Source organism: Enterobacter sp. BNK-34 (assembly GCF_048684445.1).
Lineage (GTDB): Bacteria > Pseudomonadota > Gammaproteobacteria > Enterobacterales > Enterobacteriaceae > Enterobacter > Enterobacter pseudoroggenkampii.
This window is the reverse complement of sequence record NZ_JBLQUA010000001.1, coordinates 534,663-548,878: the sequence shown is the minus strand read 5'-3', so window position 1 is coordinate 548,878 and position 14,216 is coordinate 534,663. Positions and strand designations below refer to the sequence as shown.

Genomic DNA, 14,216 nt, shown 5'->3' with positions numbered 1-14,216 from the left:
CACCCGGCGTTGATTACGCCTCTTCCACGCTCACCCGCAGCGCTGCCAGCGCTTTACGCGCCGCTTTCAGCACCTGCTCACACTGCTCAATCGTCAGCGTCAGCGGCGGTTCAATGCGGATGGTTTTCGAGTTGTTGAGCGTTCCGGCCACCAGCACCCGCTGGCGGAACATCTCGCTCGCGAAGCTATAGCCGGTTTCGTTATCAACAAACTCAATCGCCATCAGCATCCCTTTCCCACGCGCGTCCTGCACCAGGTCCGGATACTCCCGGCCTAGCTGACGGAAGCCGTCCAGCAGCATGTCGCCTTTCTGCTCCGCCTGCGCGGGCAGGTTTTGCTCCAGCAGCACGTTGATGGTCGCCAGCGCGGCCGCACAGGCCAGCGGGTTACCGCCAAAGGTGGTGGTATGCAGGAACGGATTGTCGAACAGCACCGAGAAGACCTCCTCGGTGGCCACCGTCGCGCCAATCGGCATCACGCCGCCGCCGAGCGCCTTCGCCAGGCACAGGATGTCCGGCTGCACGTTTTCGTGCTCGCAGGCAAACATCTTGCCGGTGCGCCCCATCCCGGTCTGGACTTCGTCGAGGATCAGCAGCGCGCCAAACTCATCGCACAGCTGACGCACGGCGGGCAGATAGCCCTGCGGAGGGAGGATCACGCCGCCTTCGCCCTGAATCGGCTCCAGGATCACCGCCGCCACGTCATCGCCGGTCTTGCGGCATTCGCTCAGCGCGGTGCGCATGGCGTTGATGTCGCCAAACGGCACGTGGCGGAAGCCCGGCAGCAGCGGCATAAACGGTTTGCGGAAGGTGGATTTGGCGGTAGCAGACAGTGCGCCCAGGGATTTCCCGTGGAACGCGCCGCTGGTGGCGATAAAGGTGAATTTCCCGCGCGGCGACTGGTACGCTTTGGCGAGTTTAATCGCCGCTTCGACCGATTCCGTGCCGCTGTTGCTAAAGAAGCTGTACTTCAGTTTGCCGGGCGTTAAGGCCGCCAGCGTTTTCGCGAGCATGGCGCGAAGCGGGTCGAGCAGTTCCTGGCTATGGAGAGGTTGTTTCGCAAGTTGATTCTGTACGGCGGAAACCACAACTGGATTACGGTGCCCCACGTTGAAAATTCCAAAACCTCCCAGGCAATCGATAAACTCCTGTCCCTGGGTGTCGACAAGCGTGTTCAGACTTCCCGCTTGCCACTCTACGGCTCCGTAATCCCCGCCGGCGGTAACAGATTTGCGATACTCCAGAAACCCTGGATTGACGTGCTCTTTAAAGTAATCGATGACCTCTCGGTTAAGTTGTTTCATCTCCTCATGATCGAGCGTTCGCTTCTCAATGAGATTCAGTGCGTGCGCGGTACAGGCAAGAGCCGAGGCGCTGGAAGGTAACCTGTTCAAAATGTGCTCCCGGGGATCGCGTATCACATGATACTGAGTTAAGTATTGCAGGGATTACGCCACTTCAGATGACTTAACGAAAATCGGGATAAACGCCAGGTTAAAATAATGTTGCACAATATTTAATCATGCCGGAGCAACCGAAACGGGATTTAGCGGTACAGGAAAGAGAGGATAAATGAGGACGGAAACGCGCAGCTGCACTAAAGAGGTGCATTCGCTGCAACTTAAGTGGGCGTTAACGGGTCATGCTTTACAGGTAATTTCTTTACGAAAGTATTTGAAATCAATGAATTAAAAAATCGTACAAAAAGTATGGTTTAAGTCAAATCTGCGATCTCCATCAAGTTTAACAACTAAAGATAAATTGTTTACCGCCGAAAAAACATTGACCCACAAAATTAACATTCAAATAACCTGCAAGGGATGCCCACGATGTCCTCTCCAACCTATGTCACCCAGAATGAATATCCTCTGGACGATGACACCACCTTAATGTCTACCACAGACGTCCACAGCTATATCACACACGCCAACGACACCTTTGTGCAGGTGAGCGGCTACCAGCTCGATGAGCTGACGGGCCAGCCGCACAATATGGTACGCCATCCCGATATGCCAAAAGCCGCGTTTGCCGATATGTGGTACACGCTGCAGCAGGGCGAGCCGTGGAGCGGGATTGTCAAAAACCGGCGCAAAAACGGCGACCACTACTGGGTGCGTGCGAATGCGGTACCGATGGTGCGCCGCGGGCAGGTGACGGGCTATATGTCCATTCGTACCAAAGCCACAGCGGAAGAGATTGCCACCGTGGAGCCGCTCTACCGGGCGCTGAACGACGGGCGCTGTAAAAAACGTATTCATAAAGGGCTGGTGGTCGGAAAGGGCTGGCTGGGCAAACTGCCGGCAATGCCGCTGCGCTGGCGCGTGCGCAGCGTGATGGCGGCGCTTTTTGCCGTACTCGCCGCCACGCTGGTCGCGACCTCCGCCGGGTGGATGCCTCTCGCCGCTGCCGCGGTGGTGATGCTGCTGGGGACGCTGCTGTTTGAGCAACAGATTGTCCGCCCGATCGAGAATGTGGCGCAACAGGCGCTGAAGGTCGCAACCGGCGAGCGCAACAGCGTGCAGCACCTGAACCGCAGCGACGAGCTGGGGCTGACGCTGCGTGCGGTCGGGCAACTGGGCCTGATGTGCCGCTGGTTAATCAATGACGTGTCGAGCCAGGTGGTGAGCGTCCGTGACGGCAGCGACAGGCTGGCGCAGGGGAATGAAGATCTGAACGATCGGACGCGTCAGACCGTGGCGAACGTGCAGCAGACCGTCGCAACAATGAACCAGATGGCCGCGTCCGTTCAGAGTAACTCCGAAACCGCCGCCGAGGTGGACAAACTCTCGGTGGCCGCGAGCAGCGCGGCAACGAAAGGGGGCAACGCGATGCAGACTGTCGTTAAAACCATGGATGACATTGCCGACAGCACGCAGCGAATTGGCTCGATTACCTCCCTGATTAACGATATCGCTTTCCAGACCAATATTCTGGCGCTAAACGCGGCGGTTGAAGCAGCAAGGGCAGGGGAGCAGGGTAAAGGGTTTGCCGTGGTCGCGGGTGAAGTCCGTCATCTCGCCAGCCGCAGCGCCAGTGCGGCTAATGATATTCGTAAACTCATTGATGCCAGCGCCAGCAAGGTGCAGTCCGGCTCTGAGCAGGTACACGCCGCAGGCCGTACGATGGATGATATCGTTGTGCAGGTGAAAAACGTGACGCAGCTTATCGCCCAGATCAGCCACGCGACCTCCGAGCAGGCAACCGGACTGTCAGAGTTGACCCGCGCGGTGGCTGAACTCGACAGCATCACGCAGAAAAACGCCGACCTGGTCGAGGAGAGCGCCCACATTTCTGCGATGGTGAAGCATCGCGCCGGACGCCTTAAGGATGCGGTGACTGTGCTCCATTGAGTCAATAATGTTCCGGAAAAGCCGTTTATTCCGTAAGGAATAAGCGGCTTTTTATTTTCTGGTTGTGACTATTAATGTATTTTATTGTTAAGTTCATATTAAATAACTAAAGAAAGTGCCTCAGTTATTTATTCCTGCCTAAGTCAGTTCTTCAGAATCCTGTTTCAAAAATACCTCGTTTGACGGTCTGGTAACGATCGATGAAGCAATATTAATAGCCTACACCTATGCATTGTGAGGGTTATGAAATAAAAAAACGATCAAAGTCATAAAGTTAGCAAATTCGTTACCGATAACAGCGATCGTCTGAGAAATAATCACATCGATGGAGAAAATATGTTCTTACATGACGTAAAGATCGGCACGAAATTATTTCTGGCGTTTGGATTCTTTATTGTCCTGATGGCGATCAGCGCGAGCCTGTCTCTGCTGAGTCTGAACCGGGCTAATAACGGGATGCAATCCATTATTACCAGTGATTATCCGACCACGGTAAAAGCGAACCAGTTAATCGATAACTTCCAGGAATTTATTAGCACGCAACAGCTGATGCTGCTGGATGAGCAGGGTACCTACACGGGGCAATCGCAGCAGCGCCTGAAAGAGATCAGCGAGCACATCACGGTGATCCTGGGCGAGCTGAACAACGCGCTGCAGGATCAAAAGTCTCAGCAGGTGCTGGCGGATATCCGCAGCGTGCGCCAGCAGTATCTGGACTCGCGCTACCGCATTTTGCAGGCGGTGCAGAACAACAATCGTGCGGGCGCTATTCAGGAGATGATGACCACCACCCTCGCCGTGCAGCAGGCTTATAAAGCGAAGGTGAAGGAGCTGATTACGATTCAAAACAGCGAGATGCAGAGTGCAGGGGCGCAGGTAGAAGGAGATTTCAGGTCTAACCGCCTGCTGCTGATCCTGATCACGCTCTTTAGCGTCGTGGCAGGCAGCCTGATTGGCTGGTTTATCGTGCGCGCTATCACACGTCCGCTCGGCGAGGCGGTGCATTTTGCAAAAGCCATTTCAGAGGGCGATCTGACGGGAAGCATCACGCCGCACGGCAAAGACGAAACGGGTCTGCTGCTGCATGCGCTGATGGAGATGAAGACGCGACTGTTGGACATTGTGCAGCAGGTGCAAACCGGCTCGGAGAATATCTCCAGCGCAGCCGCGCAGATTGTCGCCGGGAACCAGGATTTGGCCGCGCGCACGGAAGAGCAGGCAAGTTCTGTCGAACAGACCGCTGCCTCGATGGAGCAGATCACCGCGACGGTGAAAAATACTGCCTCGCATACCGGGGAAGCGACCAACCTTTCGGCCGATGCCGCCACGGTGGTCAAAAACAACGGTGAGATGATGAAGCAGGTGACCAGCAAAATGCGCCTGATTAACGAAACATCGAACCGGATGTCCGACATTATCGACCTGATCGACGCCATTGCGTTCCAGACCAACATTCTGGCGCTGAACGCGGCGGTGGAAGCGGCGCGCGCCGGCGAGCACGGACGCGGCTTTGCGGTGGTGGCCGGTGAGGTTCGCCAGCTTGCCCAGAAGAGCGCGTCGTCTGCCAGCGAAATCCGGGAGCTGATTGAGAGCTCCACCAGCCAGACCCAGGACGGGATGAACCTTGTCGAAAAAGCGAGTGGGCTGATCAACGGGATGGTGGGTAACGTGGAGGAGATGGACGTGATTCTGCGGGAAATTCGCCAGGCCAGCCACGAGCAGACGGAAGGTATCTCGCAGATTAACAGCGCGATTGGCCTGATTGATGCCACCACCCAGCAGAACTCCGCGCTGGTGGAGGAGTCTGTAGCTGCAGCGGCATCGCTTAACGAACAGGCGATGCACCTGAAAGAGCTGGTACGCGTCTTCCGCGTGAGCGAGCACGCGCCGGTTTAATCCAGCTGGGAGATCTCCAGCGCCGCGCGGTCAATCACGCCGATAATCTGCTTAAGCTGCGCGTCGCTGAGCTCTCCCTGATTCACCTTCAGGTCTAACACCGCTTTGAAGTTATCCAGCGCCCGCTTCATCTGCGGGTTTTTGCGCAGCTGAAAACCGACGCTGCGCTCTTTGATACGCACCTGGATCTGTTCCAGCTGTTCCCGGTTTTCATCCAGCCAGCGCTGTCCTTCAGCGGTAATCGCAATGCGCTTACGCCCGCTCTCTTCTTCCGTAATGGTGATAAAGGTCTGATCCTGAAGATAATCCAGGGTTGGATAGATGACGCCCGGGCTCGGGGTATAATTCCCCTGGGTCAGGTTTTCAATCTCTTTGATCAGCTCGTAGCCGTGGCTCGCGCTGCGAGTCAGGATATCCAGAATCACCAGCCGCAGATCGCCGTGGCCGAAAAAGCGCGGTCGGCGCCCGCCACTGTCGTGTTCGTGTCGCATAACAGGTCCTTTAATTGATATATCTAAACTATATCTAAGATATATTCAGATGCAATCTAAAAGATCTTGCATTTTTCATTATTAGTAATCATTATCATTTGAAAATTGATTTAGATATATCGTATTAACCAGCAAAGGGTCTAAAAATGGCATCTACCCGTTATCCACAGCGTGTTCGTAATGACCTGCGTTTTCGCGAGCTGACGGTGCTCCGCGCTGAGCGCGCCAGCGCGGGTTTCCAGCGCATTGTTTTAGGCGGCGAGGCGCTGGAGGGCTTTAGCTCCCGCGGTTTCGACGACCATACCAAAGTCTTTTTCCCGGCATCCGGGACGACGTTTACGCCGCCGGTGGTCACCGATGAAGGCATCGACTGGGGCGACGGCGTGCGTCCGCAGGCGCGCGACTATACGCCGCTCTACGATGAGGCAAATCATGAGCTGGTTCTCGATTTCTTCATTCATGACGGCGGCATTGCCAGCAGCTGGGCGGTCGAGGCGAAAGCGGGCGACACGCTGACCATCGGCGGCCCGCGCGGTTCGCTGGTGGTGCCGGAGGATTACGCCTGGCAGCTGTACGTGTGCGATGAATCCGGCATGCCCGCGCTGCGTCGACGTTTAGAAAGCATTGCTAAACTGCCGGTTCGCCCGGAGGTTCATGCGGTCGTGACGGTCGGGGACGAATCTTATAAAGACTATCTGGCGCACCTGAGCGGGTTCAATATCACCTGGGTGGTGGGCCATAGCGAGCAGGCGGTCGCAGACCATCTGACGGCGCTGACCGTTCCGGGGGAAGACTACTTCATCTGGCTGACCGGGGAAGGGAAGGTGGTGAAAACGCTGAGCCGTCAGTTTGAAACCGACGCGATTGATCCGCAGCTGGTGCGTGCCAGCGCATACTGGCACGCCAAATAATCAGGCGGCGGAATCCAGCTGCGCTTCGTTCACCTGATGTTCGAGCGAGGCGCGGACCTCGTGCAGCGCTTTCTCCTGCTGAGCGAAGTACGCTTCCATATTATTGAGCGACGAGACCAGCAGCCAGGACTCCTCTTTCTCCAGTTCCGCCAGCTCGTTCACTAAAATGTCGATTTGCTCGCGGACCTGCGCCATTTTTTTGCGGATACGTTCCAGATCGTTCAGCCTGTCGCTGGCCATCAATGGCTCGAAGCCCTGTTGCAGGCGGGCCACCAGCGAGCGAATGGCTTTCACATCGCCGCGCTGCTTCGCCTGGTTAAGCTGCACCATCATGCTGTTGGCTTCTTCTTTCAAATCGTCCGCCACGAGGTCCGGGTGGCAGAGCTTGCTCGCCTGCCGCCAGAGGCGCTTGAGCTCGTTCTGGTCTTCTTCCGAAAGATGCTTACCTTTGCGCAGCCGCACTTCGGCATCGTGATGCTGTTCGCGATACTTCTCGTACTCTTCGTTCGCCTCGTCGCGCGCCTGACGCGCAGGCTCCTCTTCGCGCGTTAAGCCGCTCTCCAGCTCCAGCGCTTCGGCCAGCAGGTTGGCAATCAGATTGCTTTGCTGTTCCAGATGCTTACGCGCCTCAGCGGCCTGGACGGAATCGGCCGGGAGATCGCGCCAGCGCTGGGTGAGCGTCGCCAGCACCTCTACCGCCTGCGCCATATAGTGCTGGCAGCGACGGTAATCTTCCTCGCGACGACGCGCTTCCGCCTGCTGACGACGCAGGTTTAGCTCCGCCAGGGTTTTACGCAGGGCGAGGATCTGCTGCATCAGCGGCCCAAGGCGGGAAAAATAGAGATCGTTAAACTCATCAAGCTGCTGCACGCGGGCGTTGCGGCGATCAATCAGATCGCGCAGACGCTCTTCCAGCGCCTTCAGTTCCAGCTTGCTGGCGGCCACCTGCGGGTCGCGCCACGGGGTGACGGCGCGCTGGCCCTGCAGCCAGGCGGTAATGGCCGCCATGGCCGCGGTGTAGTTCTTCTCCTCAAGCGCCACGACGATTGCCTGTAGCTCATCGTCAAACGCTTCATTTTTCAGGCGTGTCAGCTGGCTCTGGATGATGTCGTCATCTTCCAGTTCAATGGCATTTTTAATGATTTCTAGCCGTTTGATCGGTGTGCTCATGATGCCTTTCGCTTTGGCGCTTAAGTATTTGAGTTAAGGTTAGTTGTTGTAAAAGCTACAGGAAATAATACACACGGATGATGATCGGCGCGATGGGGGATTTCTTTAGTTTTGCAGTTTGTGACGTGGGGAAGTGAGCAGGAGCCTGTAAGGTGGAGGGTGAGGATAGCTCCGTTTCCTGCTCTACCTGTGAAACCATTCTTGGCTATGGGCTTTGCAGTTCCTTCAACGCGCCTTGTGCGGCATTCTCAATCTGATTGCAGAACGCTTTACCGCCTTCGGGACAGCTATCCGTGGCGTTTCTCACGACTTTATCGAGCTCGCGATCGTTCGTGGTCGTATCGATGTGATTAATCATCCATGACTCAAAAGCGCGATCGTTTACAGATAGCTGCATGAGTTGATGGGAGGTCTTCCAGTTGTTGGCTAACAGCCCGACAATAGTCGCTGATATCCCTTCTGCGATATATCCCTCATCACACTGTCTGTAATTTTTGTAAAAAGAATGGATGCCTTGCCAGTCCTGAATGGCAGAGGCTGCGTTATCTGCCTTGTCCATTTCTTCAACAGAAGTACAGTTATTTGCATAAGCCACGTGCGATATCACTAACATAATCAAAAACAGCTGCATCGTTTTCATATCAAGTTCATTCCCGGTGGGATATAGATATTTTCAAATTTCTGCGTCGCACTCATAGCCGAGCAGCCGCTGTTATTTGATACGGTGATGGTTGAAAGGGAGGATTTAGCCATGTGCTCTTTTATTTTTGGATAAACTGGAGTGATATGTAGTTTATTATTTAATGGTTCAAAGATTAAGCGCTCAGAAGAGCGCTTGTTATAATATGATGCTAACGTTTTGAGTCCTTATCCTTTTCTTGCTTAACCTCATTGATTACATCGAGCATATTGCTTAAGCATTCTCTTGCTGGGGAGCCCGCTTTCTCCAATGCTGGTTTAGCCTTTGCTAAATAGGTTTCAACCTCCGCATTAGTGCTGTGTATCATCATCGGTATGCTACATATCAAAGTGGTTCCAAACCGTTGCTGTAAAGGGTCTGGGTTCAACTCAAATTGATTGGTGACATTCAGCACTAATTCTGGGGCGCGGATAAGCGCCATGCTGATGGCGGTCGCCAACTGTTCAGCATGCTCGTCATCCAGATTATCACCAGTGCTTTTAATCTTCGCTGGTAATGCCTGAATAGCTGCCATGTCAGCGCTGGACACCAGCTTAATATAGGTTATCCAGTCACTCTCTGACGCTATACAGGAAGCCGTAAGAATGCAGGTAATTAGAGAAAACACGTACTTTTTCAACGAACTACCTCAAGCGTACGATCTGACGAAAGAATTATTTTAGAGCGAATGTGAGGTCCCATGATAATGCAGCCCTCTGATGCAAAACCAGGAATGGCTGGTGCCTTTTTCTCACCATGGATGCGAAACAGCGATCGCCCATAGCTCTCACCAGAGGTTTGTTTGAGGTTAATTGTCATTGGCCCCCTTGAGGATGTATGGCCTCCTATGCGATACGTTCCGCGTGGTAATGGTCCCATCCCCTTAACGTGCTGACGGTCTGGATTATTTTTGTTTGTCAGGTTTCCGGAATACCCTGTGCCAATAAGTTTACCTTTATGCCACAGTTCACCGGTACTTTGGTAGTAGGTCCATGCCATGAGCTATTCCCCTTATGCCGCGCTGCGTTCTTTCCAGCTATCGGAATGGACAATGTTACCGTCCAGATATTTCCATGTTATTTTTTCATATGTCATTTCTATGGCTTCCATATGATCATAATGTGTGAAGTCGGGATCCTTCACATCTTCCATATAAGGCACAATGCAGGTAATACGTGCATTTTCCATAAAAATATTAAAATATTCTTCTTCCTGCCCTGCGTGGTTGATTCGATAAAATTTTAGCTCAGCAGATTTAAGAACGCTTCCCGTACTAACGATCTGATAAAGGTAAGGACTTGAGACGTCTTGCGCTTTTGTAAAAACAAAGGGAGAATGTTGGCGTGTGGCTGTTATTTTTCCGGAGTAATCATCTGTAGGTATCTCTACGCCGTGTGACAGTCCGGTTATTTCAATGCTACCTTCGCGTCTATGTACATCAACGCTACCTTTTAACTGTTTCCCTTCTTCGCTGTAAAGCCAGAGATAAACTGGTATAGCCATTCTGGTTAACTCCATTTATTTAATTAATTTCTCTGACCTTACTCCTTCATGATTTTTCTGTTTGTAATATTTCGTGTCACTACAGTTACATGCATTCATTGGTTGAATGAAGTAATAAAAATATAATTTAAAAATATATATTTTTTTATGAGTGTTATAAGCCTGATTAAACAAGAACAGAGAAGCGAATTATACGGACATATAATTCGCTTCTCTGTATCGGTTTATCTTGCGGCAGATCCACAGCCACGAGGGGGGGATGAAACATCCTCAGCTTACTTCGCTATAGATCCCCACCACACGCCCTACCGTTTTAATCTCGTCGATACCGCACTCAAACGGAACCTTGCCGCCCGCCACGTGGAGTTTTTTACCCGGCAGCAGAGTTAGGTCGCGGATGCTGGCGGTGCCTTCAATCTCAACCAGCCACAGGCCGTCGGTTAACGACGCGTCTTTTTCGATAAAGTGCAGCTTCCCATCCGCCCGGACGGCGATGCCGCGCGCCAGCGGTTTGCTAAAGAAAGCAGAGTCTATACTCAAAATGGAATTTTCTTCCAGTCTCCCGTCACTGAGTGTGAATGTCGAAACTGAAACGGGATCGCCCGGCACGGGATGACCTTCAAACTGCGCCCCTTGGCCGGTCATCAGCCAGCGAAGGCTCGCGCCGGTGTCCAGCGCGCACTGAACCGCAAAGTCGTAAGAGACGGTACCGCGCGCGTAGCGGTTCTGAAGCGAGCTGGCGGCGATATTAAAGTGCCGGGCCAGCTGGATTTTCTGCGTGAAACCATATACCTGACAGATTCTATCGAGTAACTCTTCATTATTCACTTGAGAATCTAAGATCAAAATATATTCCTTTGGGTGTTTACTAATACTCAATTGGGTATTAATATCATTGCAAATTCGGGCAATCAGCGGCAGATGTTGGCAAACAGAGGCTAATGATTGCAGACAGTATCAAAATGGGAATCATGCAGCATGGCTTCTGAAATCGCAATCATCAAACGGTGGAAAAAACCGTGCTGTACCCGTTTTCAGCACATTAGCGTGCGTGAATTTATGCGAGGGGAGATATGGCGATAGAAGCTGCCCGTGCAAGGGTTCCACTTAGCGTGGGAGCGCGTCTTAACGGGCTTAACCACGTCGCTGAACTGCGCGCCCGATACGGGAGCGATAGCGGAAAAGAGCTGGCGCGGTTTATGGCCGAGCTGCGCGATAAGCGCGACCCCTGTTTTGAGGAAAACAGCAGGGCGCTGGCCGCCCTCTTTTTCCTGGCGAGATTGCCCGTCGCCCGGCATGAGTGCGATATCAGCGAGCTGACGACCGAAGAGAAACGGGCGCTGATTAACGCCATGAATCATTTTCGTGCTGTTGTGAGTTTATTTCCTGAACGGCTGACCATGCCGATATAACCCAACCCAAAAACTAATGGCGTAAACCCGCCGGGCATCCTTTTGCCTGAATTTAAGGAGAACGCGTGATGCGAAACAGTGAAAACCGCCCTTATCCGACCGAAAGTGAAGAGCTGAAACGCCTGCTGGCAGAGGCAAAAACGGAGGAACGATGCGCGCGAGCCCTCGCGGTTTCCCTGCGCCTGGAGGCGCTGGCGAGCCATATCTACAAAACCGGTATGAGCGGAGAGGACGTTGCCGAACTGCTGTGCCACGAAGCGGCTCGCTACGAGCGTGAATCCCAGGAGCTGCACTGATGGCCGATTTTATCGATCTTGCCCAGGCGCGCGAGCAGGAAGACAGAGAGCGCCACATTAATCGCGCCCGCAGACGACCCGCATCGCCTTCGCGTTTCCTCTGCGAGGACTGCGAGGCGCCGATACCGGAGGCGCGCCGAATAGCGGTGCCTGGCGTAGCCCTGTGCGTCACCTGTCAGGAGATCGCAGAGATGAAAAATAAACACGTCCGGGGAGGATGAGTTGGCGACGTCATTTGCTTATCCGTGGAATGCCCCACGGTCGGCCATTGCCAGCCCTTATCTCACCCATGCCCAACAGCAGCGCCGCGATCGCTTCTTCGCGGCGCTGAAGCAGGCAAGAATGGCTCTTTCACAGCAGCCTGACTGCGTGCGTTTTGAGGTCTGGCGCGCGTTTGACGCCCTCGAACAGCATCGTGGCAGCCCGCAGGCTAACGCCTTTTTGATCCGCTTCTGCAAAAGAATGTTACCTCGCCTGCGGCGGGTCTCTGAACGCTATGCCTGCGCAGGTTTGCATGAAGCAGTCTCCCGAACCGTGTTTGACGGCCATTTCGATACCCTGCTTCTGCAGTACCTTGCCTCGCGAATGGTCGAACTGGTTGCCCGCTATAACCGTCTGCCGGATATGTCCCGCGCGGACATCGACCTGCTGGCCGCCGATATCGCCAGCTTTATTCGCGGCGAGCTGGCGAATATTAACGATGCTGAGATGGGCGAATACCAGACGCTGTACGTCTGGTATCAGCGCGCCGGACAGATCGCCCGCCAGTTCAACGTGTCGCCTCCGCACTGGGAACGGGTGTCGAAGACATGTTTCGACAAAGATGACGTTGCCGCGGCGGTGATACGCATGTTTTCCGAGGCGTGGTGGCGCGGGCGTCTGCGTCGGGTCGCGGCGGCCTGGCGCGAGCATTTGCAGATTGCCCTCGGCAACGTCAGCAAACGGAGAACGGCGTATGCGAGCAAACGCTGCGTGACCGAGTGGCGCGAGCAGAAGCGCCGCACCCGCGAATTTCTCAAGGGCATGGAGCTGGAAGATGAAGAGGGCAACCGCATTAGCCTGATTGAAAAATTCGATAGCTCGGTGGCCAACCCGGCGATACGACGCTGTGAACTGATGACCCGTATCCGCGGATTTGAAAATATCTGTGAGGCACTGGGCTATGTGGGCGAGTTCTATACCTTAACCGCACCCGCGCAGTATCACGCGACGCTGAAATCAGGCTACCCCAACGCGAAGTGGAACGGGGCCAGTCCGGCGGATACGCAAGGCTACCTCACCCGACTGTGGGCGCGCATCCGCGCAAAGCTCCACCGTGATGGGATCCGTATTTTCGGTATCCGCGTTGCGGAACCCCATCATGACGGTACGCCCCACTGGCACATGCTGATGTTTATGCTGCCGGAAGATGTCGAATGCGTTCGTCGGATTATCGGGGACTACGCGCGGCAGGAGGATGCCGCTGAGCTGCAGAGCGAAAGCGTCAGACAGGCGCGCTTTCACGCGGACGCGATCGATCCGCAGAAAGGCAGTGCTACCGGCTATATTGCCAAATACATCTCAAAGAATATCGACGGCTATGCGCTCGATGGCGAGACCGATAGCGAAAGCGAAAGCGGCGGGCTGCTGAAGGAGACGGCGTCTGTTGTGTCGGCCTGGGCGGGGCGCTGGCACATTCGCCAGTTTCAGTTTATCGGCGGCGCGCCGGTAACGGTCTACCGCGAGCTGCGACGTCTGGCGGATTCTGAGGCCGCGCGCGGTCTGAGCGTCGAGTTTGCTGCCGTCCAGGAGGCTGCCGACGCCGGTGACTGGGCGGGATACGTTACTGCACAGGGCGGCCCGTTTGTGCGTCGCGATGATTTACAGGTGCGCACCCTGTATGAGCCGGGCGCCGGGTTTAACCAGTACGGCGAGGAAACGGTCCGCATCCGCGGCGTGTACGATTCTGCCGTTGGCGCGGGCAGCCCAATTATAACCCGACTCACGCAGTGGAAAATTGTGCCGAAGCGGGCCGCGGAACTTAAGGACGCACCTGTATCCTCTCGGAGTTCTGTCAATAACTGTACGCAGACCGATCTTTCTCAACCCCTCAGCAGGCGTGCGAGGCGGGCGTTAACCGAACGCATCAAATTCATCCGCCCTGGCGCGTCGTCGCCCATCGTCTTCGCGAGCGACCCGCAGAACGGGGTTCCGGAGAAGGTGATCGATGAGATACGGCTCGCCACCGGAATCGCCATCAGCCGTGGAGAGGCCCTGCATCTTATGGCTGGCGGCGTTAGCCGCTTTAACGACAAATGGTGCAGAGGCGCAGCTGACGGATCGCTCTTTCCGGCAGCGCGTTCTTATCAGCACAAGGCGCGGAAAATCCTTGAACGTATTGGCTATTTAACGGATCTCTTTGCTCAGAGAGCCCGCTAATCTCCATCCATATCATGTACATACCGTGAAGGGTTCTGATTTTTCGCTTCACTCTTTTTATGAATACGTGCTACTGTATGTTTATACAGTA

At 54.4% G+C, this 14,216-nt stretch carries 15 protein-coding genes; 7 read left to right on the top strand and 8 right to left on the bottom strand.

Going from position 1 to position 14,216, the window contains the following annotated elements; all coding sequences use genetic code 11:
• Window positions 1-13: 13 nt before the first annotated feature.
• The gene (ygjG, locus tag ACMGG5_RS02835; RefSeq protein ID WP_032650311.1) at window positions 14-1,393 is read right to left on the bottom strand and encodes a putrescine aminotransferase; all 1,380 of its coding nucleotides are present in this window, start codon (window positions 1,391-1,393) and stop codon (window positions 14-16) included.
• A gap of 435 nt (window positions 1,394-1,828) precedes the next feature.
• Between ygjG and ACMGG5_RS02830 the strand changes: the two genes are divergently transcribed.
• Both ACMGG5_RS02830 and ACMGG5_RS02825 read left to right on the top strand, forming a co-directional pair.
• The gene (locus tag ACMGG5_RS02830) at window positions 1,829-3,349 is read left to right on the top strand and encodes a methyl-accepting chemotaxis protein (protein WP_420277496.1); all 1,521 of its coding nucleotides are present in this window, start codon (window positions 1,829-1,831) and stop codon (window positions 3,347-3,349) included.
• 336 nt (window positions 3,350-3,685) lie between these two features.
• A complete protein-coding gene (locus tag ACMGG5_RS02825; RefSeq protein WP_420277495.1) occupies window positions 3,686-5,245 on the top strand; it encodes a methyl-accepting chemotaxis protein in 1,560 nt (519 codons plus the stop codon).
• Here ACMGG5_RS02825 and ACMGG5_RS02820 read toward each other — a convergent pair.
• Window positions 5,242-5,736 (bottom strand): PadR family transcriptional regulator, encoded by a 495-nt coding sequence (locus ACMGG5_RS02820; RefSeq protein WP_420277494.1) that lies wholly within the window; start codon window positions 5,734-5,736, stop codon window positions 5,242-5,244. The genes ACMGG5_RS02825 and ACMGG5_RS02820 overlap by 4 nt on opposite strands.
• Before the next feature lie 146 nt (window positions 5,737-5,882).
• Between ACMGG5_RS02820 and ACMGG5_RS02815 the strand changes: the two genes are divergently transcribed.
• Window positions 5,883-6,647: a siderophore-interacting protein gene (locus ACMGG5_RS02815; RefSeq protein WP_420277492.1), complete on the top strand. Its 765-nt coding sequence runs from the start codon at window positions 5,883-5,885 to the stop codon at window positions 6,645-6,647.
• Here the strand turns inward: ACMGG5_RS02815 and ACMGG5_RS02810 are convergent, their stop codons facing one another.
• The 6 genes from ACMGG5_RS02810 to ACMGG5_RS02785 all read right to left on the bottom strand — a co-directional run bounded on the left by ACMGG5_RS02810 (window position 6,648) and on the right by ACMGG5_RS02785 (window position 10,845).
• On the bottom strand, window positions 6,648-7,817 hold the full coding sequence (locus ACMGG5_RS02810; RefSeq protein ID WP_024906429.1) for a DNA repair protein: 1,170 nt from the start codon (window positions 7,815-7,817) through the stop codon (window positions 6,648-6,650).
• A 205-nt stretch (window positions 7,818-8,022) separates the two neighbouring features.
• Complete coding sequence (locus ACMGG5_RS02805) at window positions 8,023-8,457, bottom strand: hypothetical protein (protein ID WP_267217550.1); 435 nt, start codon at window positions 8,455-8,457, stop codon at window positions 8,023-8,025.
• Window positions 8,458-8,668: 211 nt separating this feature from the next.
• Complete coding sequence (locus tag ACMGG5_RS02800; RefSeq protein ID WP_231103412.1) at window positions 8,669-9,031, bottom strand: hypothetical protein; 363 nt, start codon at window positions 9,029-9,031, stop codon at window positions 8,669-8,671.
• Window positions 9,032-9,132: 101 nt separating this feature from the next.
• Window positions 9,133-9,495 (bottom strand): tlde1 domain-containing protein, encoded by a 363-nt coding sequence (locus tag ACMGG5_RS02795; protein WP_071994439.1) that lies wholly within the window; start codon window positions 9,493-9,495, stop codon window positions 9,133-9,135.
• Window positions 9,496-9,507: 12 nt separating this feature from the next.
• Entirely contained in the window at window positions 9,508-9,999 is a 492-nt protein-coding gene (gene tssD, locus ACMGG5_RS02790) for a type VI secretion system tube protein TssD (protein ID WP_048991077.1), read from the bottom strand.
• A gap of 270 nt (window positions 10,000-10,269) precedes the next feature.
• On the bottom strand, window positions 10,270-10,845 hold the full coding sequence (locus tag ACMGG5_RS02785; RefSeq protein WP_290093968.1) for a phage repressor protein CI: 576 nt from the start codon (window positions 10,843-10,845) through the stop codon (window positions 10,270-10,272).
• A gap of 227 nt (window positions 10,846-11,072) precedes the next feature.
• Here ACMGG5_RS02785 and ACMGG5_RS02780 point away from each other — a divergent pair, with 227 nt between their 5' ends.
• The 4 genes from ACMGG5_RS02780 to ACMGG5_RS02765 all read left to right on the top strand — a co-directional run bounded on the left by ACMGG5_RS02780 (window position 11,073) and on the right by ACMGG5_RS02765 (window position 14,125).
• A complete protein-coding gene (locus ACMGG5_RS02780) occupies window positions 11,073-11,411 on the top strand; it encodes a DUF5347 domain-containing protein (protein WP_290093967.1) in 339 nt (112 codons plus the stop codon).
• Window positions 11,412-11,479: 68 nt separating this feature from the next.
• Window positions 11,480-11,707 (top strand): DUF2732 family protein, encoded by a 228-nt coding sequence (locus ACMGG5_RS02775; protein WP_420277490.1) that lies wholly within the window; start codon window positions 11,480-11,482, stop codon window positions 11,705-11,707.
• A complete protein-coding gene (locus tag ACMGG5_RS02770; protein WP_032650300.1) occupies window positions 11,707-11,928 on the top strand; it encodes a TraR/DksA family transcriptional regulator in 222 nt (73 codons plus the stop codon). Before ACMGG5_RS02775 ends, ACMGG5_RS02770 begins: the two co-directional genes overlap by 1 nt.
• 1 nt (window position 11,929) lies before the next feature.
• Window positions 11,930-14,125 carry a replication endonuclease gene (locus ACMGG5_RS02765; RefSeq protein ID WP_420277489.1) on the top strand — a complete coding sequence of 732 codons (2,196 nt, stop codon included), beginning with the start codon at window positions 11,930-11,932 and terminating at the stop codon, window positions 14,123-14,125.
• Window positions 14,126-14,216: the final 91 nt, after the last annotated feature.

Coding starts and splice junctions, on each gene's coding strand:
- ACMGG5_RS02830 (WP_420277496.1), top strand. CDS start 1,829: ATGTCCTCTCCAACCTATGTCACCCAGAATGAATATCCTCTGGACGAT.
- ACMGG5_RS02825 (WP_420277495.1), top strand. CDS start 3,686: ATGTTCTTACATGACGTAAAGATCGGCACGAAATTATTTCTGGCGTTT.
- ACMGG5_RS02820 (WP_420277494.1), bottom strand. CDS start 5,736: ATGCGACACGAACACGACAGTGGCGGGCGCCGACCGCGCTTTTTCGGC.
- ACMGG5_RS02815 (WP_420277492.1), top strand. CDS start 5,883: ATGGCATCTACCCGTTATCCACAGCGTGTTCGTAATGACCTGCGTTTT.
- ACMGG5_RS02810 (WP_024906429.1), bottom strand. CDS start 7,817: ATGAGCACACCGATCAAACGGCTAGAAATCATTAAAAATGCCATTGAA.
- ACMGG5_RS02805 (WP_267217550.1), bottom strand. CDS start 8,457: ATGAAAACGATGCAGCTGTTTTTGATTATGTTAGTGATATCGCACGTG.
- ACMGG5_RS02800 (WP_231103412.1), bottom strand. CDS start 9,031: ATGGCAGCTATTCAGGCATTACCAGCGAAGATTAAAAGCACTGGTGAT.
- ACMGG5_RS02795 (WP_071994439.1), bottom strand. CDS start 9,495: ATGGCATGGACCTACTACCAAAGTACCGGTGAACTGTGGCATAAAGGT.
- tssD (WP_048991077.1), bottom strand. CDS start 9,999: ATGGCTATACCAGTTTATCTCTGGCTTTACAGCGAAGAAGGGAAACAG.
- ACMGG5_RS02780 (WP_290093967.1), top strand. CDS start 11,073: ATGGCGATAGAAGCTGCCCGTGCAAGGGTTCCACTTAGCGTGGGAGCG.
- ACMGG5_RS02775 (WP_420277490.1), top strand. CDS start 11,480: ATGCGAAACAGTGAAAACCGCCCTTATCCGACCGAAAGTGAAGAGCTG.
- ACMGG5_RS02770 (WP_032650300.1), top strand. CDS start 11,707: ATGGCCGATTTTATCGATCTTGCCCAGGCGCGCGAGCAGGAAGACAGA.